This is a genomic window from Bacteroides coprosuis (assembly GCF_020741705.1).
In the GTDB taxonomy this organism is placed as follows: domain Bacteria; phylum Bacteroidota; class Bacteroidia; order Bacteroidales; family Bacteroidaceae; genus Bacteroides_E; species Bacteroides_E coprosuis.
On record NZ_DYYK01000015.1, the window covers coordinates 1 to 23,597 of the forward strand.

The 23,597-nt window shown below is 33.8% G+C and carries 20 protein-coding genes; 3 read left to right on the forward strand and 17 right to left on the reverse strand.

All coding sequences use genetic code 11. From position 1 onward, the window contains the following. Positions 1-389 precede the first annotated feature (389 nt). From tatC to K8V80_RS00665, 4 genes are all read right to left on the reverse strand, one after another. Entirely contained in the window at positions 390-1,187 is a 798-nt protein-coding gene (gene tatC / locus K8V80_RS00650; RefSeq protein ID WP_276774632.1) for a twin-arginine translocase subunit TatC, read from the reverse strand. Between the two features lie 3 nt (positions 1,188-1,190). Further along, the gene (locus K8V80_RS00655) at positions 1,191-1,403 is read right to left on the reverse strand and encodes a Sec-independent protein translocase subunit TatA/TatB (RefSeq protein ID WP_006745694.1); all 213 of its coding nucleotides are present in this window, start codon (positions 1,401-1,403) and stop codon (positions 1,191-1,193) included. 85 nt (positions 1,404-1,488) lie between these two features. Beyond that, positions 1,489-3,990: a bifunctional UDP-N-acetylmuramoyl-tripeptide:D-alanyl-D-alanine ligase/alanine racemase gene (locus K8V80_RS00660; protein WP_276774635.1), complete on the reverse strand. Its 2,502-nt coding sequence runs from the start codon at positions 3,988-3,990 to the stop codon at positions 1,489-1,491. Further along, positions 3,957-4,958: a GSCFA domain-containing protein gene (locus K8V80_RS00665; protein ID WP_276774638.1), complete on the reverse strand. Its 1,002-nt coding sequence runs from the start codon at positions 4,956-4,958 to the stop codon at positions 3,957-3,959. Before K8V80_RS00665 ends, K8V80_RS00660 begins: the two co-directional genes overlap by 34 nt. A gap of 230 nt (positions 4,959-5,188) precedes the next feature. Between K8V80_RS00665 and dxs the strand changes: the two genes are divergently transcribed. The 3 genes from dxs to K8V80_RS00680 are packed head-to-tail and all read left to right on the forward strand — an operon-like array spanning position 5,189 to position 9,905. Further along, positions 5,189-7,093 (forward strand): 1-deoxy-D-xylulose-5-phosphate synthase, encoded by a 1,905-nt coding sequence (dxs, locus tag K8V80_RS00670; RefSeq protein WP_276774641.1) that lies wholly within the window; start codon positions 5,189-5,191, stop codon positions 7,091-7,093. 21 nt (positions 7,094-7,114) lie between these two features. Next, positions 7,115-8,455, forward strand: a complete 1,341-nt coding sequence (gene trkA, locus K8V80_RS00675) for a Trk system potassium transporter TrkA (RefSeq protein ID WP_006745698.1) — start codon at positions 7,115-7,117, stop codon at positions 8,453-8,455. Position 8,456: 1 nt separating this feature from the next. Next, entirely contained in the window at positions 8,457-9,905 is a 1,449-nt protein-coding gene (locus tag K8V80_RS00680; RefSeq protein ID WP_006745699.1) for a TrkH family potassium uptake protein, read from the forward strand. A gap of 13 nt (positions 9,906-9,918) precedes the next feature. Here the strand turns inward: K8V80_RS00680 and K8V80_RS00685 are convergent, their stop codons facing one another. The 13 genes from K8V80_RS00685 to K8V80_RS00745 all read right to left on the reverse strand — a co-directional run bounded on the left by K8V80_RS00685 (position 9,919) and on the right by K8V80_RS00745 (position 23,577). Further along, positions 9,919-10,275 (reverse strand): PqqD family peptide modification chaperone, encoded by a 357-nt coding sequence (locus K8V80_RS00685; RefSeq protein WP_276774649.1) that lies wholly within the window; start codon positions 10,273-10,275, stop codon positions 9,919-9,921. Next, entirely contained in the window at positions 10,275-11,690 is a 1,416-nt protein-coding gene (locus K8V80_RS00690; RefSeq protein ID WP_423773050.1) for an MFS transporter, read from the reverse strand. The genes K8V80_RS00685 and K8V80_RS00690 overlap by 1 nt, the downstream gene beginning before the upstream one ends. A 106-nt stretch (positions 11,691-11,796) precedes the next feature. Further along, positions 11,797-12,186, reverse strand: a complete 390-nt coding sequence (gene secG / locus K8V80_RS00695; protein WP_276774655.1) for a preprotein translocase subunit SecG — start codon at positions 12,184-12,186, stop codon at positions 11,797-11,799. An 11-nt stretch (positions 12,187-12,197) separates the two neighbouring features. Next, a complete protein-coding gene (locus K8V80_RS00700; protein WP_276774658.1) occupies positions 12,198-13,031 on the reverse strand; it encodes a tetratricopeptide repeat protein in 834 nt (277 codons plus the stop codon). 4 nt (positions 13,032-13,035) lie between these two features. After that, positions 13,036-13,554 (reverse strand): LptE family protein, encoded by a 519-nt coding sequence (lptE, locus tag K8V80_RS00705; RefSeq protein ID WP_006745704.1) that lies wholly within the window; start codon positions 13,552-13,554, stop codon positions 13,036-13,038. Continuing rightward, positions 13,541-14,749, reverse strand: coding sequence for a sigma-54 interaction domain-containing protein (locus tag K8V80_RS00710; RefSeq protein ID WP_006745705.1), 1,209 nt, complete (start codon positions 14,747-14,749; stop codon positions 13,541-13,543). Before K8V80_RS00710 ends, lptE begins: the two co-directional genes overlap by 14 nt. Positions 14,750-14,769: 20 nt before the next feature. Beyond that, complete coding sequence (gene pdxA / locus K8V80_RS00715) at positions 14,770-15,876, reverse strand: 4-hydroxythreonine-4-phosphate dehydrogenase PdxA (RefSeq protein WP_276774663.1); 1,107 nt, start codon at positions 15,874-15,876, stop codon at positions 14,770-14,772. Positions 15,877-15,883: 7 nt separating this feature from the next. Further along, positions 15,884-16,924: a DUF4837 family protein gene (locus K8V80_RS00720; RefSeq protein ID WP_276774666.1), complete on the reverse strand. Its 1,041-nt coding sequence runs from the start codon at positions 16,922-16,924 to the stop codon at positions 15,884-15,886. A gap of 2 nt (positions 16,925-16,926) precedes the next feature. Next, positions 16,927-17,955: a 23S rRNA (adenine(2503)-C(2))-methyltransferase RlmN gene (gene rlmN, locus K8V80_RS00725; protein ID WP_276774669.1), complete on the reverse strand. Its 1,029-nt coding sequence runs from the start codon at positions 17,953-17,955 to the stop codon at positions 16,927-16,929. A gap of 150 nt (positions 17,956-18,105) precedes the next feature. Continuing rightward, a complete protein-coding gene (locus K8V80_RS00730; RefSeq protein WP_276774672.1) occupies positions 18,106-20,244 on the reverse strand; it encodes a peptidylprolyl isomerase in 2,139 nt (712 codons plus the stop codon). A 112-nt stretch (positions 20,245-20,356) separates the two neighbouring features. Further along, positions 20,357-21,616, reverse strand: a complete 1,260-nt coding sequence (locus K8V80_RS00735) for a hemolysin family protein (protein ID WP_276774675.1) — start codon at positions 21,614-21,616, stop codon at positions 20,357-20,359. Next, positions 21,616-22,245, reverse strand: a complete 630-nt coding sequence (gene lptC, locus K8V80_RS00740) for an LPS export ABC transporter periplasmic protein LptC (protein WP_006745711.1) — start codon at positions 22,243-22,245, stop codon at positions 21,616-21,618. Before lptC ends, K8V80_RS00735 begins: the two co-directional genes overlap by 1 nt. Before the next feature lie 6 nt (positions 22,246-22,251). Beyond that, a complete protein-coding gene (locus tag K8V80_RS00745; protein WP_006745712.1) occupies positions 22,252-23,577 on the reverse strand; it encodes a tetratricopeptide repeat protein in 1,326 nt (441 codons plus the stop codon). Positions 23,578-23,597 lie beyond the last annotated feature (20 nt).

A 23,597-nucleotide genomic window follows, 5' to 3' on the forward strand; every position in this document is an offset into this window, starting at 1 on the left:
CTTAGAAGTTATAAGGTCACAGCAAATATACCAGAGTCCTTTTATATCGAAGATTTTCTCATGATTTATTCGAGTAGCTAATTATTAAAATACATTTATACTTAAATATAAAAAAGTAACCTTGATAAACAATTCTCCACTATGCCTATTATTATTAGTATCAAGGATAGTGTCACACTTTACCATAAAATCGACTCTTAAAAAGTTCAATTTATGAGTTTCAGGAAGTATAGCTTAGAAAACCATAGCTAAAAGAGAACTTAATACCTTCAAATATTACATTAATTAAGGGCAATTACTTTTAAAAAGTAATCCCGAATCATCTTTTTAAGATAACCCGGGACTTATGCTATATCTTTTATCTAATAGAGATAGTTTATAATACTCTTTTACTCTTCTTCTACTACTAGTTCTCTATCTTTTACCATTACAATACTAAGCTCATAAAGAAGATATAATGGAATTGCTACTACACTTAAAGTAAAAGGATCTCCTGTCGGAGTTATTATTGCAGCTAAAATAACAATTATAACAGCTGCATGTCGTCTATATTTTTTTAGGAATGATTTATTTACGACACCCATAAGGGATAATAGCCAAGTTAACAAGGGTAACTCAAAGGCTAAACCCATACAGAGTATAAGCATCATAAAATTGTCTATGTATGAATTTAGTGTCAGTTGATTATCTATCGCTGTACTAAGTGTATAAGTTGATAAAAATCGTAAGGTTAAAGGAAAAACCATATAATAACCTAGCAAAACACCCAAAAAGAACATCATTGTTCCCATTAGCATAGCTCTCTTCACACCTTTCAACTCTCTTTCATAAAGTGCAGGTTTAATAAATTTCCACAACTGATAAATAAGATAAGGTGCAGATACTACTACACTCATCCAAAAAGCTGTAGAAATGTGGACTAAGAAAGGGGCAACTAAGTTTATATTTATCAACTTAACAGAGAACTCTTGTGTAAAGAATTCATCTTCTAAACTTAGTTTTTCTCCAATCCAACGTAGTAAATCATAAAACACAAAATCATTACTACAGGGAGCTAAAATAACATAGTCAAAAATCCAAGGCATGGCTATAAAGAAACCAATAGCCAAAACCAACCAAACTCCTAAGACTTTAAATATTATTCGACGTAACTCTTCAAGATGATCCCAAAAGGTCATCTCCGCCATAATTTATTTCTTTGAATCGGTTTCATCAATATCGTCTTTCACTTTATTGATCTCATCTTTAGCTTCATTCACACCGTCCTTAAAGCTTTTTACTCCTTTTCCTAAACCCTTCATTAATTCAGGAATTTTCTTGCCTCCGAATAATAAAAGAATTACCAAAGCAATAATAATCCACTCAGAACCAGATATAAACGCTAGTGTTGTAAATTCAAACATATTAATAATGTATTTATGTTAGTTATCTAAATTTCAGCAAAGATAGAATATAACTACTTAAATCAAGACTTTATCTTCTATATTATCAGTCTAGAAAGTAGACTCTCTTCACTCTTGTTGAGATATTTGCCAGAATTTCATAAGGTATTGTACCTAACTTTTCAGCTAAAACTTCAGCTGGAAGATCATTGCCATAGATGATAACTTCATCTCCTTCTTTGCAAGGGATATCAGTAACATCAATCATACTGACATCCATACAAATATTACCGATATAAGAAGCTTTCTGACCATTAACAAGGCAAAATCCGTTATGATTACCTAGCTTTCTATTAAGTCCATCTGCATAACCTATTGGAATGGCAGCAATACGTGAATTACGTGTTAATACCCCTTTCCTGCTATATCCTACAGTTTCAATTTTATCAAGATCTTTAATTTGAAGTATTGTCGTTTTTAAAGTATTAACATTCTTTAAAATAGGTTTATTGGAGGGATGTACCCCATATAAGCCTATGCCTAAACGAACCATATCATAATGGGCTTCAGGAAAGCGCTCAATACCCGCAGAATTACAAATATGACGGATTATCTTATGAGAGAAAGCAGCTTGCAGTTCTGTCGCAGCTTTGTCAAATAAGCTTATTTGATCTTTTGTAAAGTCATCGAACACATCGGAATCGCTCCCTACTAAATGAGAAAATATTGATTTAGGGATTAACGCATTTTGATTTTTTAGGCGATTGACCAATTCAGGCATATCGTCTGCCATAAATCCTAGTCGATGCATACCTGTATCAATCTTTATATGAATTGGGAAATTTGTTATTCCTTCTTTTTCAGCAGCATTCAATAGTGAGTCTAATAGATGGAAGCTATACACTTCGGGCTCAAGACTGTATTGAAACATTTGCTTGAATGCAGAGACTTCGGGATTCATTATAATGATAGAGCTAGTTATTCCAACTTTTCTAAGTTCAGCACCCTCATCAGCCACAGCTACACCTAAATAATCTACTTTACGATCTTGTAGAGTTTTTGCGACTTCATAAGAACCTGCACCATAAGCAGCGGCTTTAATCATACACATGATCTTTGTCTTAGGTTGCAACTGATCTCTATAATAGTTTAAATTATCTATCAGAGCATTTAAATCAACCTCTAGAATAGTTTCATGCCTCTTGAGTTCTATTTCTTCTAGAACTTTTTCAAAGCCAAAACGACGAGCTCCTTTCAATAATATACTTTCGTGATTAAATTTAATTCTACCTAGTTGAATAGCTTCAATCAAATCTTCAGTGTTATTGAAAAAATCTTTTTCTATAGTAGAAAATTTAGAAAATTCATTCATTAAATTCTTCCCTACTCCGATTAACCTCTGCACTTGCTTTGATGAGATAAGCTGTGACACTCTTCTATATAGAGTAGAAGTATTCTGACCTGTTTCCAATAAATCAGAAAGAATAAGAGTACGCTTTAATCCTTTTTGCAATGAACGACGATAATGAAAATCAAGAGCTATATCCAAAGAAGATAAATCTGAATTATAGCTATCATTAATAATCAAACAATTATTTTTGCCTTCTTTTACTTCCAATCTCATAGCGATAGGCTCAAGTTGTGCCATCCCCGCTCTAATCTGATCTGCTGGTATCATTAAGTATAAGCAAATAGCTAAGCACTGAATAGAGTTTTCAATGGAAGCCTCATCTATAAAAGGTATTTTATAATAATTATCTAAACCTAAATAGCGGAAAGAAATTGTTGTTTCATTCTCATCTTTTTGAATACCACTAATAAAAAGTGGTCGCTCCATATCATACCTACTCCAAGCTATCTCACGAGACGTAAGCATAGATTTAGACATACAATTAGATATCAAATCGTTATCTGCTTCATAGATGACAACATCACAATGTTTAAATAGCTTCAACTTCTCCATACATTTTTCTTGCATAGAAAAGAAGTTTTCTTGATGCGCTCCACCTAGGTTAGTAAGCACTCCTATTGTTGGACGTATCATACTTTCCAGAGCGCCCATCTCATCGGGTTGAGATATTCCTGCTTCTATTATAGCAACATCTGCATCACTATGCATCTGCCACAAAGACAATGGCACACCTATCTGAGAATTGTAACTTCGAGGAGATCTCACTATCTTTTTCGAAGAAGCTAATATTTGATGAAGCCATTCTTTCACTACAGTTTTTCCATTACTACCTGTAATACCTACTACTGGGCAATCAAATTGGGATCGATGGTAAGCAGCTAATTTCTGTAAAGCTTTCAGAGGGTTTTCCACTTCTAAAAAATTAGCATCTGCATAGGCTAAAATTCCCCTAGATTGAAATTTAGCTAGTATTTGATTTTCGTAATTTGTTATCACAAAATTTCTGACCCCTCTGCTATATAAGTCTGCAATATATTTTGAACCATCACCTCTTGATGTTACCAATGCAAAAAACAGAGTTTCGTCGGGGAAGCTTAAAGATCTACTGTCTGTGAGCAACCAGTTTATAATAGTCTGATTATCACCAATTCTTTTGGCTTTAATTATTCTCGTAATTTCTTCAATTGTATATGACATTGATTAATCTCCTTTCTAAACTCTAATTTCGTATTATTTCTTGATATTTGCTCCATTTTAATTACTAAATGTTCTAAAAAAGACACATAAGCTGGTGATTTAGGATTAGAGGGGCGATGTGCCATACTTTTTGATATTTGCTCACATTGAGATATTAAACTATCTGTATCTTTTAAAAAGAAAGTTTGTCTAAATTTTTCCCAGATATAATCTACAGCTAAAAAAGAAGGATGAGCCATATCATCAGCAAAAAAACGATAATCTCTCAACTCATCAAGTACTATCTCATAAGAAGGAAAATAAAAAACAGAATCTGGAAACAATTGCTCCAATGCATCAATCGCGAGTAATAAAGTAGCTTTACTCAATTGATTTTGATGTAATCCATCGCTAATATGACGAATCGGACTTACTGAAAAAATAATTTTTAACTGAGGAGATATCTCTTGTATATCCTTAATAAGAGTTTTATAAACCTCGACAATTTCAGGCACACTCAGTTTCTCTCTACGAAATTGTTTATTAGGAACTTTATGGCAATTTGAAACCACCGCCCCATCTTCTATTCTTTTATATACCCAAGCTGAGCCAAACGTGATAAACAAGTAGTCTAAATTGTGTAATTTTTCACGAATCTGCTGTAACCTTGAGTTGATATTATCAAGAATATCTTTTTTCCTCAACGCAGAAAAAGATCCATGATGCATCCAGCTATGCCACTCCCCATTATATAAAAACAAATCATCTTCTAAGTATAGCTTTTCACTACACATCTCTCTAATTGCTGTTTCTATAGACAAAGGATTATACAAGACACCATAAGGATTCACAGTGCAATCAAGCTTTGCCTGAACTAATTTATATCCTATATGTTCTGAAAAACAGGAACCTAGACTAAGAATAGAATGATTGTGATTAATCTTGGGATATTCTTTTGATTTAATTTCAACTGGAGTTCTTAAATTCATTTTTTACTAGTATTATAGTACAAAAATAGTTACTTATTCTTGATTAGAATATTATTTTAATAAACAGGCTTATTATTAATCTATTAATTCATAATTAAGCATAGAATAGAATAAAGAATTATCATTATTCGCATTTTATACCTACTTTTGAGTTTACCTTGGAGTTTGCAAACTACAAAATAGACTATTTACTCTTTCTTTTGTAGCTTTGCACAATAACATTTTGAAGAATGGAAAAGAAGTCAAAATATAGCTTACTCGATAATATATCTTCTCCATACGATCTACGTAAATTAAACTTAGATCAACTAGAGCAACTTTGTGCTGAATTACGTGAAGACATCATTGATGAGCTTTCTTGTAATCCTGGACATTTCGCAGCTAGTTTAGGAGTGGTAGAATTAACAGTTGCACTACACTACATTTTTAATACTCCTTATGACCGATTAGTATGGGATGTCGGGCATCAAGCGTATGTTCATAAAATTTTGACCGGTAGAAAAGACATCTTTTATACCAACAGAAAATTTAAAGGCATTAAGCCATTCCCTTCTCCTGATGAGAGTGAATATGACACTTTCACCTGTGGCCATGCATCCAACTCTATATCTGCTGCCTTAGGAATGTCAGTAGCTGCACGTCAGAAAGGGGAATTAGACAGACATATTGTTGCCGTAATCGGAGATGGATCTATGAGTGGTGGATTAGCTTTTGAAGGCTTGAATAATGCTTCTTCTATACCGAACAACTTGCTTATCATTCTTAATGATAATGATATGTCCATTGATAAAAGTGTAGGTGGCATGAAGCAATATCTCGTAAACCTGACTACTTCTCAACCTTATAACCAAGTGAGATATCAAGCAGCGAAGGTTTTACGAAAAATGAATATTTTAAACGACGATCGTAGAAATGCCTTAATACGTCTAGGTAATAGTTTAAAATCCGTAGCCATGCAGCAGCAGAATATATTTGAAGGCTTGAATATTCGCTACTTTGGACCAATTGATGGTCATGATGTAAAAAATATAGCCCGAGTACTTAGAGACATTAAGGAGATGGAAGGTCCTAAACTTTTACACCTCCATACGATTAAAGGAAAAGGCTTTGAGCCTGCCGAAAAACATGCTACAATATGGCATGCTCCAGGAAAGTTTAATCCTATAACTGGAGAAAGAATTGTATCTGACACAAGTGGTTTAGCTCCTAAATTTCAAGATGTTTTTGGTCATACACTACTTGAACTAGCAGAAAAAAACAACAAAATCATTGGAGTAACACCCGCTATGCCTTCTGGTTGTTCTATGAATATAATGATGAAATCAATGCCCGAAAGAGCATTTGATGTGGGGATAGCAGAAGGACATGCTGTAACCTTCTCAGGAGGAATGGCAAAAGATGGATTGCTTCCTTTTTGCAACATTTACTCATCCTTCATTCAACGTGCTTATGATAACATTATTCATGATGTAGCAATATTAAAACTGCCAGTGGTACTCTGTCTAGATAGAGCAGGTTTAGTGGGAGAAGATGGTCCAACACATCATGGTGCTTTCGATTTAGCATTCCTACGCCCTATCCCTAATTTAACAATTTCCTCACCGATGGATGAGAAAGAGTTAAGAAGGCTCATGTATACAGCTCAACTTCCCGACAAAGGTCCTTTTGTTATACGTTATCCGCGTGGTAGAGGTGTTTGTCCGAATTGGAAATGTGAGTTAGAAGAAATTACTATTGGAACAGGTAGAGAGATAATAAAAGGGACAGATTTAGCTGTTATCAGTTTAGGACCAATCGGAAATAGTGCACAAAACGTGATTGAAAAATTAAATAATGAAGGAAATCATATTGCTCTTTATGACTTACGTTTTTTAAAGCCTCTTGACCAAGACTTATTACATCAGATTGGACAAAATTTCAAGAAGATTATAACAATTGAAGATGGAGTAATTAAGGGTGGTATGGGTACTGCTATACTTGAATTCATGGCAGATAATAGTTATACTCCATCCATATACCGAATGGGTATTCCCGATGAGTTTATAGAACATGGTAGTGTAAATGAACTTTATAAAGTGTGCGGATTAGACGAGGATTCAATCCATGCTACAATTGTAAACAAACTAGCTGACTAAATTAGTAGTATTATAAAATAAATGAAAATTATTATAGCAGGCGCTGGGGCTGTAGGAACGCACCTAGCCAAACTGTTGTCTAGCGAAAAGCAAGATATTATTCTATTGGATGAAGATGAGGAAAGACTTGAATCTCTTAATTCAAATTTTGACCTCATGACTATTGTTGGATCTCCTACTTCTATCAAGGGTTTGGAAGAAGCTGGAGTAAAATCAGCAGATCTATTTATAGCAGTTACTCCTGATGAAAGTCGTAACATGACTGCTTGCATGTTAGCCTCCAATCTTGGCGCATTTAAAACAGTTGCTCGTATAGATAATTACGAATATTTATTACCTAAGAACAAAGCATTTTTTAAAGAACTAGGAGTAGACTCACTAATCTACCCCGAAATGCTTGCCGCTAAAGAAATTGTATCTTCAATGAAGATGAGCTGGGTTCGCCAATGGTGGGAATTCTGTGGAGGAGCCTTAATCCTTCTTGGTGTAAGAATTAGAGAAAATGCCGAATTGGTAAACACTACATTAATAGAACTAGGAGCAAATGAAATACCTTTTCACATTGTAGCAATAAAAAGAAAACAAGAAACTATTATTCCTCGAGGAAAAGACACTATACAACTAGATGACATTGTGTATTTTACCACTACAAAAAAATACATACCCTATATTAGAAAAATAACTGGGAAAGAAGAATATCCAGATGTCCGTAATGTTATGATTATGGGAGGAAGTAGAATAGCTGCTCGTACTGCCCAATATGCTCCTGAATATATGAACATCAAAATTCTAGATACTAATATAGAGAGATGCAATCGCTTATCTGAAGCACTAGATAATAAAATACTGATATTAAACGGAGATGGAAGAGATGTTGATCTACTTCTTGAAGAAGGTATCCACAATACAGAAGCATTTATAGCCTTAACAGGAAACTCGGAAACTAATATTCTTGCTTGTCTATCAGCAAAACGTTTAGGTGTAGCAAAAACTATAGCTGAAGTAGAAAATGTTGATTATATCAGTATGGCTGAAAGCTTGGATATTGGAGCGGTAATCAACAAGAAATTCATTGCAGCTAGTCATATTTATCAAATGATGCTCGAAGCTGACGTTTCTAATGTAAAGTGTCTCACTTTTGCGAATGCTGATGTAGCTGAATTTATTGTAAAGCCAGATGCTAAAGTAACGAAGAAACTAGTAAAAAATTTAGGTTTCCCCAAAGGATTTACGGTAGGTGGGCTGATTCGTGAAGGAGAAGGCATATTGGTGAATGGAGACACACAGATACAAGCAGGTGATCACGTTGTAGTATTCTGCCTCAATACAATGATTAAGAAAATAGAAAAATTCTTCAATTAAAATGATCAATACGAAATTAATCCTACGAATCATAGGAGTTCTACTACTCATAGAATCTGCTATGCTTTTATGTAGTACAGCCGTATCTTTTTTCTATCAAGAAGATGATCTTAATAGTTTCCTTTTAACAACAGGTTTAACTGCTGCTTGTGGTGCAATACTGACTTTACTAAGTAAAGGAGCAGAAAAATACTTGGGACGCAGAGATGGATACTTTATAGTAAGCATCTCATGGATTATCGTTTCTTTATTTGGTATGATCCCTTTTTATCATAGTGGATATATTCCCACTATTACAGATGCCTTTTTTGAGACTATATCAGGAGTTAGTAGTACTGGCAGCACTATTCTAGACAACATAGAAGAATTTCCTCATGGACTACTTTTCTGGCGTAGTATGACGCAATGGATTGGAGGACTGGGAATCATATTCTTCACTATAGCAGTATTGCCCTTATTTGGAGTTAGCAGTATTCAGCTCTTTGCTGCTGAATCATCTGGCCCAACACATGACAAAGTTCATCCAAGAATTAGTGTTACGGCTAAGTGGATATGGTCTATCTACGCAGGAATGACTATAATAGAAACCTTTTTACTCTGTGCAGGAGGAATGACTTTTTTCGATAGTATCTGCCACGCATTTGGTACAACAGGAACTGGAGGATTCTCTACTAAACAAACGAGCATAGCCTTTTATAATTCACCTTATATTGAATATGTTATCTCCTTTTTTATGATTCTATCTGGGGTAAATTTCACTATTCTACTCCTATTTGTTACTGGGAAATTTCAAAAGGTAATTAAAAACTCAGAACTGAAATATTATCTAGGCTCAGTTTTAGTCCTAACTCTTGTTATAACAGTAGGTTTATACTACACATCTAATTACGGATTGGAAGAAGCCTTTAGAAAAGCTATTTTTCAAATAGGCTCAATCCATACATCAACAGGTTTTGCTACAGATAACTATATGAATTGGAATCCATTTTTATGGGGCATCTTATTTATTCCAATGATTATAGGAGCGTGTGCGGGGAGCACCTCTGGTGGCTTTAAATGCATTCGTATTGTTATCTTATCCAAGATCACAAAAAACGAATTTAAGCGAATCATACACCCCAATGTAGTGCTAAGAGTAAAGGTAAATAATCAAATATTACCCAATACTGTCCAAAGTACGGTCTTAGCATTTAGTTTTATCTTTATTATCATTGTATTATTTTCAACTCTTTCACTTATGGCTATGGGAGTGGAGTTTTTAGAATCTTTTGGAGTTGTTATTTCTAGTATTAGTAATATGGGACCTGGATTTGGAAAATTTGGACCTGATTTTTCTTGGAGCGCATTACCTCAGACAGCAAAATGGATATCTTCATTCTTAATGCTGTGTGGCCGTTTAGAATTATTTACCATACTATTACTATTTACACCTTCCTTTTGGCGTGGGTGAGCTCTAAACAATCTTATCTAGCGCTTATGAAGTCTATCAACTGATCTTTCTTTAATTGATAGAGATAAGTTACTATTCTTTCCTCATAGTCAACCTGATTTTCAAAATGAGTGGCCAACTGAATAATAATCTTACGAATTGTACGATTTCCATCAATTAATTTCCATACTTCAGAACCATGAACATCTAACGGAACTTTAATCTCAGGAGATATTTTCTTGGGTAAAAAGTACTTATTCACCCATTTTGATTTGAATCTCAAAATACCCAACCGCACCCTTCCATCATCCATTATATATGTAGAGATGTGACTTCTACGAATAGGAGTCACATCTAATATATTTATCTTATTATTACTCTTGGCAAACATTAGCTCTTTACATTAGGTTCTTCAAGACCATAACCGTGCTTCTTATCCTCTGCTTTAAGCCATAAGCCTAATATACATGCAAAGATACCACAAGATGCAAACACAAGCATTGCAGGGGTATAGTTATAAACTCCATTGTTAGCTATTAATACCTCTGCTGGATTAGATTTGTCTAAGACTACACCAATAATGATTGGGAATAACCACAATCCAAAATTCTGAATTAAAAAGACAATACTATAAGCTGAACCCAGATAAGTTTTATCAACTAAATGAGGTATAGAGGGCCATAGTGCAGCAGGAACCAAAGAGAATGATACCCCCAACACAATAATTGCTGAGTATGCAACAAGTAAACTATTACTATCACCTTCTACAAAAGGATAAATAGCAAATGTCATATGACATACAAACACTAATATAGATCCAAAAATAAGCATAGTAGCACCTTTACCTTTCTTATCTAGGAACCAACCTAAAAGAGGTGTTAAGAGCATAGCCCCAATTGGAAACCATGAAAATAATTGTGACGCATCTGTAGTTGATAATCCTAAACGATTTTCCAACATACTAGTTGCAAACTTTTGGAATGGGAAAATAGCTGCATAATAAAGCACACATAATAAAGCTGTAATGATATATACTTTATTAGTAAGTAGTTTTCCTAAATCACTTATTTTAAAACCTTCTTCAGGCTCTTCATCTAATTCTTTAGAAAGAGTAGAATCTTGAGAGTCCAACTTTTTATCCATCAAAGTGTAAACAAAGAAGGTTAAAAAACCAATACACAATAGTAAACAACAAACTGCAACAGGACGAACTACATCAGGAGTTCCTAAATTAGCAAAATAAGGAGATATCCAGAAAACAACAGCTACTCCCAAGCGAGCGATTGCCATTTCCAACCCCATAGCTAATGCCATTTCCTTACCAGTAAACCATTTAACAATCGTTTTAGAAACTGTTATACCAGCCATTTCAATACCACAACCGAAGATAGCAAACCCTACAGATGCTAGTTTAGCAGCTGGTGGAAAAGATACAGCAAAGCTGTTCAGCAAATCATAAAGAGCATTATCCGCTCCAAACCAATCACTAATGGCATAAAGTTTAATACCTGCTCCAATAAGCATTATTATACAAGATAAAAGACCCGTAAAACGAATACCCATTTTATCTAGTATTATACCAGCAAAAAATAAGAAGAAAACAAAAACATTAAGAAAATACTCCGAGCTAGCAAAAGTTCCGTAAACCTCGGGAGTCCATCCCTTCTGTTGCTCTAAAAGAGTTTGCAATGGTGATAATACATCAACAAACATGTAAGCAAAGAACATGGTTAATGCAACGAGAATCAATGCTGACCACCTAAGCACGGATGATTCTCTCATAGTTTCGTGAGAAATTTTATTCATTTTATATACAATTAGAAGTGTCTTAAAACAATTATGGCTGTAACACGTTTCGTATTACAGCCATAATTTAAGTTATAATTTTTTACTTTACAAGTACACATCAAACTTATTCTGCAGAATCTGATTCAGCAGGAGTTGTTGCTTCTGATGAATTCTCGATTGGAGTTTCATTTACAGTAGTTGAAACGCCCTGATTTTGGAAGTTATAAGGATTTTCAACTTGTTGTTTTTGTGCTTGGTCAAGAAATCTATTTCCATCTTGGCTTGTTGGAGCTGAAGGCAATACATATACAGTTGCAATACTTAAAATTACAATACCTGCTGCCAATCCCCAAGTTAATTTTTCGATGAAGTCAGTCATCTTAGGTACTCCCATTATTTGGTTAGTTGATGAGAAACCTGAAGCAAGGCCGCCTCCTTTTGATTTTTGAATCAATACGATTAAACAAAGTGCAACTGAAAGCACTAAAATCAATACTATTAAAAATGTGTACATCGTTTATAAGGTTATTTCGATTTGTCGTTAATAATCAATTTTTCTAAAAATCTTATTTGGTCTGCAAAGTAAGCATTTTTATTTGGATATTTCAAGCTTAACTTTTTTAAAATTTCAAGAGCTTTATCATATCTTTGCTGTTTGACATATATTTTGGCCAAAGTCTCAGTAAAAAACCCCTCATCTTCAGATTCTGGCTCAGATATTTCTACATCTCCTTCTTGAGGAGTATCCATAGAAATCTTCTTAAAGTCAGGTACATCGCCAGATTTTTGATTTCCACTTTTATGACTACATATAAATTCATCAATTAAGTCTTGTCCATCCAATGGTGGGCCCGAATTAATTTCTTCTTCATCTAATAAATAACTAGTATAATCTGAAGCTAACTCCAATCCATCAGATTCTAATTCTCCTTGTGGCAAAGTAGACAAGAACGAGTCTATTAAATCTAAAGTTTGATCAGTATGATCTTCAGGAGCCATTTCATTACTAAGAATAGATGAAGAATTAGTAACTTTTTTTACTGTTTCCTTTATGATCGCAGGCTTTATAACAGTCCTCTGTTCTTCTCTTATTATCCCATTCTTTGTAGGAAGAACTTCCTTTTCAGAATTATCTTCTAAAATAAAATAAAGGAGTTTTCTATCTGCTATATACAAAGCAGCTTTCTTTAATTCTTCAGAAAACTGTTCTGATTCTCTCTTTTTTAACTGAACTAAGAAAAATAGACGTAAAGGCTGTGAGTATGGATAATCAACTATTGCATCCGATAATTCTATAAAATCCTGTTCACTTAATTGATGTGGCGATTCCAGCCATTTTTTTAAAGTGCTATAATCCATCCGCCTACCAGTTTGCTACAGTTGCATTAAATATTTGATCTGTAATTTCTTTAACCATTTCAGAAATCAATTGATCTTGAACTGCTGTCAGCATTTGGGAGGAATCATAGGTTCTAAATGCGGAAAACTGCTGTTCAAAATCCTCTTCATGGTTTGTATTGTTCACAAAACGAACATTAACAGTTATAGTTAGCTTTGTTTCAGAGGAGTATCCATCAGCTTTAACAGCTTGGTTATATTGATTATACCCAGTAATTTCTCCTTCAATTTCTAAATCAGCATCTCTCTTCACAAATTGCAAACGAGTTTGACGAATAAATATATCATTTAATTCTTCATTAAACCGCGTACCCAAAGGAGCATACACATAAGTTGCCTTAATTGGAAAATCCGCTATGGAGATTGTTTTAACCTTATCGTAATTAATAGAAGAACCATTAAACTTATAAGATATTGCACAAGCTGATAATAAAAAACAAAATAAGCCTGATAATATAAAGGTTTTACTTTTAGTCCAAATCATATTCTTTGATTTTTCGGTAAAGAGTACGTTCTGAGATATTTAAATCTTTTGCAGCACTTTTTCTCTTTCCATTATGTTTTTGAAGAGCTTTTTTTATCATTTCTTTCTCTACTTCGTCTAATGATAATGTTTCTTCAACATATTCATGAGTATCTTGTATATGTTGCTCAACGGGTTCTTGCTCAGTATCTAAATTAATTGTTGTTGGTAAATTCGATGATTGGGAAACTATTGGACTAGCCTGAGGATAATAACCTCCCCTATCTGCCATTATATCATGAACTAATCGTTTGAGTTCAGTAACATCTTTCCTCATATCAAAAAGCACTTGATATAAAATTTCTCTTTCACTTTCAAATCCACTTGTTTTCTTCCCTAATAAAGCAGGTAGATTACTTTGAATAATTTGTTCTGGTAAATATCTTTTTAAGATCTCTACAGAAATCTCTCTATTTGTTTCAATAACAGATATTTGCTCTGCAATATTTTTCAATTGTCGTACATTACCAGGCCAAGGATATGATACTAAGAGTTCTTTAGCCTCATCTGTCAATTGAATTGCAGGCATGTGGTATTTTTCCGCAAAATCTGCAGCAAATTTCCTAAATAGTAAAGCAGCATCATCGCCTCTTTCTCTTAATGGGGGAACTTGTATAGGAACTGTATTCAACCTATAATATAAATCTTCTCTAAAACGACCGCTGGCTATAGCTTCTCTTAAATTAACGTTTGTAGCAGCAACAATTCTCACATCCGTTTTCTCTACTTTTGATGAGCCCACTTTTATGAACTCACCACTTTCTAAAACACGAAGTAATCTTGCTTGAGTAGGTAAGGGAAGTTCTCCCACCTCATCCAAAAAGATAGTTCCTTTATCCGCTTCGCCAAAATAACCTTTGCGCTCGCCTATAGCACCAGTAAAAGCTCCTTTTTCGTGTCCAAAAAGCTCTGAATCAATAGTTCCTTCAGGTATGGCGCCACAGTTTACAGCAATATACTTACCATGTTTACGAGCACTATACTGGTGAATTATTTGAGGAAAACTTTCTTTTCCTACACCACTTTCTCCTGTAATTAACACGGATAAATCTGTAGGAGCCACTTGAATCGCAATATCAATAGCTCTCAATAATTCATCACAGTTTCCTATAATTGAAAACCGAAGCTTTACTTTTTGTATTTCAGCATTAGTCATATTATAAATAATATCCTTTTTTAGAAATCATCTTGGTCAGAATCATCTTTATCCAAATCTAACTTATCACTATCATCCTTACGATTATAATATAATTTTTCAAGAGGATTTTCTTGTAATTCTTCTTGTTCTTCTCTATAGTTAAATACATCTATTGCTGTATAAATTGCATTTCTAAACGAAGACTCACTAGCTATCCCTTTACCTGCTATATCATAAGCTGTTCCATGAGCTGGAGATGTTCGTACTACAGGCAAACCTGCTGTAAAGTTTACCCCTTCATCCATAGCTAAGACTTTAAAAGGTATTAATCCCTGATCATGATACATGGCTAGAATACCATCGAATTTAGAATAAACACCTGATCCTAAGAATCCATCAGCAGGAAATGGTCCATAGCAAAATATCCCATTTTCAGACATAGCTTGAATTGCTGGAGTAATAACTTCTATTTCTTCTTTACCCAACAATCCATTATCTCCTGCATGGGGGTTTAATCCGAGTACAGCTATTCTTGGCCGCGCAATACCAAAATCCTCAATCAACGAATCATTAAATATAGATATCTTATTTTCTAATAACTCTTGAGTTAATGCTGAAGGAACTTCTCTTATTGGCATATGACCAGTAGCTACTGCTATTCTAAAATCACCTTTTAATAAGACCATCAAAGACTCATTACCCTCTCCTAATCTATCTTCCAGATATTCCGTATGACCAGGAAAATGAAAATCTTCTGAATAGATAGAGTGCTTATTTATAGGAGCTGTAACTACCACATCAATAAGACCTTTTTTATAATCATCTACCGCTCTTTCTAGCGATTGCAAAGCTGCTTTTCCGGCATTTTTATCTTCCTTAGCAAACTCAACTCTAATATCATCGTCTGCACAATTAAGGACACTTAACTTATTATCCTCAGCTTCCTCAGCATTATTTATAATACTAAAGTTTGTCGAGATTTCTAAACTTTTGCGATGGTAAGCTGCCACTTTAGGAGAACCATAAATTATAGGGGTACACATATCAAACATACCCGAAGCAGCAAAAGTCTTTAGAATAACTTCATATCCCACACCATTAATATCACCGTGTGTTATACCTATTCTTATTTTTCTATTTTTCATTAGTCGTTTAATCTTTTACTATATCTGTTTCTGCATTATTATCTGTAGTTAATGCAGCTGATAAACGAAGTGTATAAAGAGACGCTTCCATCTGCCTAACTAAATTACGCTTCATTTTTTCTGGAGCATAAACAAAAATTTCCGCAAAAATCAATTTTTTATTTTGTTGGTCTAATCTCATATGAGAGATAAAAGGACCACCCATCATATCATTTTTAATTTTCCACAAACCACGAGCTTCTAAAGTGTATTCATTTTGTACATTTATCACTTTAACATCAGTGTACTCAGGGACAGTAGTCATATACATTCCTTCTTCAGCTCCTGGTATATTCTCTTGCATTACGGAGTCTCTTTTATGAAGAAAATACTCTCTAGTGAATGATTTATCGTCTTCATAAGGTATTGAATACATAACAAAATAACGATCAGAAGTTCCCTCATTCGTTCCTGTCCAAAGGAAATCTTTTCCTACTTTAGAAGATGCTAACTCGCCAGAGACCCAAACATCACAGTCAAACATTTCTTTTACCTTGTTAGAAATCACATCACTGTGATTCTTTTCCAAGATACGAATCTGACGATTCATCTCTGCTTTAGTGAAATAATCAACAATCGCCATTCCATTTTGATCTAAGTAATCTTTCATGCTCTCAATACTAGGAGCTTGAACAGTTAATATGGACTGAGGAAATGAATAAACATCAGTAGCAGTATTAAAACGAGCTTCAGTATATGTTTTACCAATATTCACAATGACAATATTTCGTATTGGTTTTAAAATCCCATCGAAATGTTGAGGATCTGTATACATTAGTTTAAAAGCACTCTCAGGTTGGGGCAAACCAGGAACATTACTTGTAAGAACGTTAATCAAGGCTTCCCCAGCACTACTCTCTTTTATACTATTATCTATTACAACTAGAAGTTCATAAGGTAGGGCACTTGAAGTAGGCGTCAACACCCCTCTTTTACCACCCTGCTTACAACCTGAAAAGACTGCTATTGCTATAATCAATAAAGTCCAATAAAATTTACGCGTTTTCATAATTATTTGTTTTTATTTTTTTCCATAGTTGATAACATACCACAAGCTGCAAATATATCTTCACCTCTCGAAGCTCTAATGGTCGTAAAAACCCCATTCTTTGTCAAATAATCTCTAAAAACAGTCATGGTTTCCATATCAGATCCATTCAAATCTACATTAGGTATAGCATGAAAGCGAATTAAATTCACCCTACACACTAACCCATCCAACAGCTCTAACAGCTTTTTAGCATGACTAATACTATCATTAACTCCCTTAAACATTATATATTCAAAAGACAAACGTCTTTGTTTAGAAAAATCATAATCTCGTAAGATGTTGACCATTTCAGAAATAGGCAAACCTTTTTCAGCAGGCATTAAATCCTTTCTCTGCGAAGCTATAGGAGTATGAATACTAACAGCTAAATGGCAATCACTTTCTTGTAAAAACCTCTCGAAACCTTTCCGCACACCGACTGTTGAAACAGTAATACGTTTAGGGCTCCACTTATAGCCATAATCAGATGTCAATATTTCTAACACTTTTAATACCTCATCTAGATTATCCATAGGCTCACCCATTCCCATGAAAACAATATTGGTTAATGTATCAGACTCGGGTATTGTTTGGATTTGATTCAAAATTTGATTTGCTGAAAGATTACCTGAAAACCCTTGTTTTCCAGTCATACAAAATAAGCAATTCATTTTACATCCCACTTGTGAAGACACACATAAAGTTGCTCTATCTTCATCAGGAATGTACACTGATTCAATAGAATTTTTATCTCCTACCGAAAAAAGATATTTAATAGTACCATCAACAGATTTTACAGCTTGAATAGGATTTGCTGCACCAACTGTGTATTCTTGATTAAGAAGATCTCTATTCTTTTTGGAGAGGTTAGTCATCTCATCAATATTTGTCACCTTTTTTTCATATAACCAAGAGGCTATTTGTTTAGCTGTAAACTTAGGCAATCCTGCTTGAGACACTAATACTTGAAGTTCCGACAAAGTCATTCCTAAAAGAGGTTTCTTATCCATATTCATCTAATCTACTATTAATTATAATACCTTCTTACAAATGTAAGCAATAAAATACTTATTTTTTGAATCTACTTCTATCAATATAACAAAAGAAAGGGCTAGCATTATTCGCTAACCCTTTCTTTTAAGTTCTATTAATTTTATTATTTAGAAATATAAATAACGATTATCAACGATCACAGCCTTTTCAATAAGGTCTTGTAAAATAGTACGTCCGTTAGCAAAATACATCATTTCACTTTCGATTCTAGTACGTTCTACTGTTGCATCTACTTCTTCTTCAGATTTATCACGATTCAATAGATTCAAGACCATTACTGAGGCGTTGCCTTTAATTGGGCCACTCAATACACCTTCCTTAGCTACAGCAGCATAACCACTCACAACAGGTTCACTTGAGTTCGTTTTAGAGATAAATGCTGGAGAGTTAAATGTGACATGCTTAATAGTATCTACTACAGCATTTTCAATAGAAGCTACATCTGAAATAGATTTAGCATTAACAGAAGCTATTTGATTTTCAAGATATTCAGCTTTCTTATTATTCAACACTAAATTCTTAAGACCATCCTTTACATAGCTTAACGGACGATAGCCTGCTGGAATAATATCTGTTAGGCCTACTACAAGAAGATGATCACCTTCACCACATTCATAGATATTTGAAACCTGACCAGTCTTAGAGTCAAAGATCCATCTTACAGCCTCTTTAGTAGAGGAAATATTACCTACTGTATGCATAGAGGTAGTTAGCTCTTGTGTAGAAACACTATAACCAGCTTCTTCAGCATTGTCGATCATAGATTGAACTGTAGAGTTCTCTGCTACGAATTGACTGAAATCATTATAAGCTTTATTAGCTGTCTCACTACTAATTTCCATAGTTCTTTTCACTACAGCTAATTTGTATTTATCCTTAAAGACTTTACGATCAACCAACTGCAGAATAATATTACCAGACTGAACAGGTAATGATTTAATTTCGTTTGGTTGCATTGTAGATAATGTATTGTAAAGCACAAATTGCTCTTGATTTGCGATTGTGTTTTCTGAAATCCAGAATGCTTCAGATGGCTGTTGTTCTTCCTCTGCTATAGATTTAAAACTTGCACCATTATTTAAAGCATTAACAATACTATCAGACTTTTTAACTAACGCATCTGCTTCAAGACCCTGAATTTGCAACATTCTAAACTGAACAGAGTCTGGTAAATTCTTTTTATCCACTACTTTTACCACGTTAATTGTGGCATCTTGAGCATTAGTATAAGGTCCAAAAGTATCACCAACCGATGTTTCTTTGACATGAGCAATAACATCTTCAGGATACAATTCCAAACTCAAATAAACATCATTATATGGAATGTTTGAACCTGAGGTATTATTTATAATTGAAGCATAATTATCTTTTTCATTGCGTAATAGCTCAGCATATTCAGATACTTCTTGTTCTAGAGCTTCAACGTCTGCAACACTAGGATTAATCTTAACATCAATATATTTTACTTGACGTGACTCTGTATCTTGCTTAAACATTTCTTTTTTAGCATCATACTCTTTTTGAAGATCTGCATCAGTAACCTCTACCTTAGAATCATCAACACTTGTGAAAGGAATAAGTGCAGCTGTTAGATTAGCCTGATTTAATCTACCCTCAATTCCTGATTCGACCTCTACTTTATTTGTACCGAATGCGGATCCAACCAAAGCCATGTATTTTTCTGCAAGTTTTTCTTGAATCAATGATTTTTCAACAAAAGCCCATAAAGCGTGCAACTGTTGCATGCTTCCCATATAGTTGGGATCAATACCAGCCGTCTTACTTAGTTTTGCATATTCTGCTAAGAACATAAATAGTTTATCCTTATCAAAACGTCCTGTTTGTTCATTAAAAAACATAGGTACAATTCTGAATGTAGGGTTAACTCCTTGATCAAGGATATTATTAAGTTCTGCTTTAGTCACAACCAAACCAAGTTTGTCTGCTTCATTAGCGATAACTTGATTACTTACATAAGTATTCCAAACCATATCTTTAATTTGGTTTGTTTCCATTTCACTTAATGAGTTTCTACCAGAAAAGCCTTTTTGAATATTAGTATATTCATCAACTAATAACTGATATTCAGAGATAGAAAGAGCTTTACCATCTACTTCACCCACATCATGTGGCTGTCTAGGTTGAAATACCTTTAATGCATCACCTGCGATGAATGCAAAAAGTGCTAAAGCGATCGCTCCGACCAAAAGAGGCCCTTTGGATCTAATGTTTTGTAGTGTTGCCATTTTTAATTTATACTATTTTTGTTTTTTATTAATCATGTATATAAGCGCACGAAGATACAAAAAAACCATACACGCGTCTAAGTTATAGACAATAAATATTTCAACAAAGTGCTTATTCTATTATATTTAAACGCACCAGCTCTATTTTATTGGTTGTTACTTTCAGTGTTTTAAATTGAAATTTATTAATTATTATCACTTCGTGTAACTTAGGTAGACTTTGATAAAAATGTAAAATAAGACCTCCAATTGTTAAATACTCATCAGATTCAGGTAAGTCAAGATCAAACATTTCATTTACTTTTTCAATTTCCAACCGTGCCGATAAAATAAATTCAACATCATTTATTTTTTTACACACAAAGGTGGATGTATCATGCTCATCTTCTATATCTCCAAATATCTCTTCAACAAGATCTTCCAAAGAAACAATTCCGGATGTTCCTCCAAACTCATCGACAACCACAGCAATAGTCTTCTTCAAGGTCATAAAGAGTTTCATTAATTTATGAGCAGCCATAGTATCGGGTACTATAGGAACATCTTGAACTCTTTTCTGCCAATCCGACTTAGTTCGAAACATTTCAGAGGAGTGAATATAGCCTACTACCTTATCAATATTTTCATCATAAATAATAATCTTAGAAAGTCCTGTTTCAATGAAGATATTCATTAAATCTTCTTGCGAGGCCTTCACATCCAATGCTACAATTTCTGTACGTGGAACCATACAGTCTCTTATTTTTATAGCCGAGAAATCAAGAGCATTTTGAAATATTTGAACTTCATTTTCAATCTCATCCTTGCTTTCAATGTTTTCAATTCCCGACTGAATAAAGTAGTCAAGATCAATTTTAGAGAAAGCTTTATTAGAAACTTCTTTATTTACTTTTACACCAAAGACTCTCAACAATAAATAAGACAAAGTTGATGCCAGCAAAGAAATCGGATAAAGGATAATATAACATAAGAATAGAGGTAAGGCTAATACCTTAAGGACTAAATTGGGATTAATCTTAAAAAGGGTTTTAGGTAAAAACTCTCCTGTAAATAAGATAATGATAGTTGATAAGATAGTTTGAAACAGCATTTTTAAAAACTGATTAGAAACTAAAGCATCAAGAAATAAATAGTTTAAGACATAAGTCATCAAAATCCCATAGATAACAAGTGCTATATTATTACCGACCAACATTGTGGAAATGAAGTTATTGGGATTATTGAAAAACAAGGATAGTATCTTAGAACTAAATCCTTTCCCCTTTTCCATTTCAAAGCGTAACTTATCCACAGACACAAATGCAATCTCCATTCCTGAAAAGAATGCAGAGAATAACATTGTAAGTAGAAGTAGTAATATTATAGTTGCCATTAGTTATTTATTGAATCTGAATCTTTTTTCGCCTCATTTAAGTCTACATAACCAATTCCTGTTGGCTTTCTAATTGTATATACCTCTAATCGTTGATCAGCATCAAAACCGATTCCATGGAAAATATTATCTCCATCCTCAATCGTAATATACTCATCTGAATAGACTTTTTCAGTTTGTTGATTCCAATATAACAAATTTGTTGTAAATGTGGAACCTTTTAAATTTACAATTTTAACATTACCTCGAAGCTCCCATAGACGATCTTTATCATAAAAATAAGCTGTATCAGCATCAATTTGGGCATCAATTCGAAGCAAACTATCAAATCTCTCAAGATGTATTTTTTTTTCGAAAGACCAATAGGAAGGCTCAGCTTTATCAAAGATAAGCCACTCTCCTGCCAATATTCGATAACGGATAACTCCTGAATCTGAAACTAGAGATTCAACACCAATTGTATTCAATAATGGCAAGGAATCTCTATTTGTTATTTTATCTGCTAAGTTATCCTTCTTCCTAGTACAAGATGAAGACGCGAATATCAAAAAAAGCATAACAGTGACTGAAAGAGTCACTGTTATGCTTTTTATAAATGTATTTTTTGTATTGTTTTTATTCAAAAACATACTAGTTTATCTAATAGTTGTTGATTCTCCAATCCATCCACCTATAGTTATTGAATCACCTGCTTTATAACCTAACATAAATAGATCTTGAGCAGTTGGTGTGTATTGAGAATAAACTCTAATTAACTCATTAGCTTCATTTGCCACACTTGAATCGACAGCCTTAGCTCTTTGCAACTTATCGATTACCAAGAAATAAGTGCACTTGTTTAAAACTGCTTCATCACTCCAGTTCGGACTTGAAGCATAAAGTTTTGCGATAAGTATATAAGCTGATCCATTATTAGGGTCAAAACCTAATGCTTTAAGTGCATAACTTCTAGCTTGACTATATCTTTTACCTGCAAAAAGGAATGTAGCTGCATAATAAGCTTTTTCTGCTTTTTTAGCTGGCTCTACTTCTAGACCCATAGCTTCATCAATAAATTTAATTGTTTCATTGATATCTCCTTTTTTATAAGATCTCATAGCGCAACCCATCGCTGCCTCAGCAGTTGGTTCAATCTGGTATGAATAAAAAGATGCCTGAGCGTAAGCTTCTTGATCTCTACATTTAAGGCTTTCCATAACAGATATTACTTGTTTCAAGTACTCAATGTTATCTTTGTTTTCTTCTACCTTAGGAGCATAAATATCTTGTAAAGATTGACAGTCTGCAGCTCCACTATTAATGAAAAGAGCAGTCAAACTATTTTTGGTATCTTCGTAAGCTTTTTTATAGACATCTTTTGTACTCGTTTCTATTGCTTCCTCAGCAAGCTGACTTGCAAATAAATAGTCATTTACAAATGATTCTTTAAAAGTTGCATCAGTTTGAAGTTTAGCTAAAGAAAGGTTTACTAGATAAAACAAAACAGCTGGCTGAGAATCAGCTTTCTCTGCTAATACTGATTTTTTAGTCCAATCATAAGCCAAGTTATAATCGGGATTAGTACTGTATGTTAGATAATCTATCACTTTAAGTCCGAGTGCTGCATCAACAGAAGGGATATTAGTTACTCCTTTTTCATTAAATTGAGGAATATACTCCATACGAGAATCATGAAGTTGCATCAACTCATCAAAATATTTAGTATAATCTGCAGAGCTCTTTTCTGCCTTATCCAAGAAACTAGTTAAGATTTTGAAACCATCGGTAAAAGTATAATAACGTAGTAGAGGACAATCTTTTATTACCTCTTTCCATGGTTCATAAGCATCTTTGTAGTTTCCAACCTTAACGGCTTCGTGTGAAATACTACTATTCGATAGACATTTCTCATCTACCTGTGCGGAGACATTGGTAACTCCTAACAGTAGTAATACAACAGCTAATAGTTTTGTAATCTTCATCTTAAGTTATATTTATTTAC

Excerpts from the sequence above, each read along its gene's own strand:
- tatC (WP_276774632.1), bottom strand. The coding sequence starts at position 1,187 with ATGGCGGAGATGACCTTTTGGGATCATCTTGAAGAGTTACGTCGAATA.
- K8V80_RS00655 (WP_006745694.1), bottom strand. The coding sequence starts at position 1,403 with ATGTTTGAATTTACAACACTAGCGTTTATATCTGGTTCTGAGTGGATT.
- K8V80_RS00660 (WP_276774635.1), bottom strand. The coding sequence starts at position 3,990 with ATGTCATATACAATTGAAGAAATTACGAGAATAATTAAAGCCAAAAGA.
- K8V80_RS00665 (WP_276774638.1), bottom strand. The coding sequence starts at position 4,958 with ATGAATTTAAGAACTCCAGTTGAAATTAAATCAAAAGAATATCCCAAG.
- dxs (WP_276774641.1), top strand. The coding sequence starts at position 5,189 with ATGGAAAAGAAGTCAAAATATAGCTTACTCGATAATATATCTTCTCCA.
- trkA (WP_006745698.1), top strand. The coding sequence starts at position 7,115 with ATGAAAATTATTATAGCAGGCGCTGGGGCTGTAGGAACGCACCTAGCC.
- K8V80_RS00680 (WP_006745699.1), top strand. The coding sequence starts at position 8,457 with ATGATCAATACGAAATTAATCCTACGAATCATAGGAGTTCTACTACTC.
- K8V80_RS00685 (WP_276774649.1), bottom strand. The coding sequence starts at position 10,275 with ATGTTTGCCAAGAGTAATAATAAGATAAATATATTAGATGTGACTCCT.
- K8V80_RS00690 (WP_423773050.1), bottom strand. The coding sequence starts at position 11,690 with ATGAATAAAATTTCTCACGAAACTATGAGAGAATCATCCGTGCTTAGG.
- secG (WP_276774655.1), bottom strand. The coding sequence starts at position 12,186 with ATGTACACATTTTTAATAGTATTGATTTTAGTGCTTTCAGTTGCACTT.
- K8V80_RS00700 (WP_276774658.1), bottom strand. The coding sequence starts at position 13,031 with ATGGATTATAGCACTTTAAAAAAATGGCTGGAATCGCCACATCAATTA.
- lptE (WP_006745704.1), bottom strand. The coding sequence starts at position 13,554 with ATGATTTGGACTAAAAGTAAAACCTTTATATTATCAGGCTTATTTTGT.
- K8V80_RS00710 (WP_006745705.1), bottom strand. The coding sequence starts at position 14,749 with ATGACTAATGCTGAAATACAAAAAGTAAAGCTTCGGTTTTCAATTATA.
- pdxA (WP_276774663.1), bottom strand. The coding sequence starts at position 15,876 with ATGAAAAATAGAAAAATAAGAATAGGTATAACACACGGTGATATTAAT.
- K8V80_RS00720 (WP_276774666.1), bottom strand. The coding sequence starts at position 16,924 with ATGAAAACGCGTAAATTTTATTGGACTTTATTGATTATAGCAATAGCA.
- rlmN (WP_276774669.1), bottom strand. The coding sequence starts at position 17,955 with ATGGATAAGAAACCTCTTTTAGGAATGACTTTGTCGGAACTTCAAGTA.
- K8V80_RS00730 (WP_276774672.1), bottom strand. The coding sequence starts at position 20,244 with ATGGCAACACTACAAAACATTAGATCCAAAGGGCCTCTTTTGGTCGGA.
- K8V80_RS00735 (WP_276774675.1), bottom strand. The coding sequence starts at position 21,616 with ATGGCAACTATAATATTACTACTTCTACTTACAATGTTATTCTCTGCA.
- lptC (WP_006745711.1), bottom strand. The coding sequence starts at position 22,245 with ATGTTTTTGAATAAAAACAATACAAAAAATACATTTATAAAAAGCATA.
- K8V80_RS00745 (WP_006745712.1), bottom strand. The coding sequence starts at position 23,577 with ATGAAGATTACAAAACTATTAGCTGTTGTATTACTACTGTTAGGAGTT.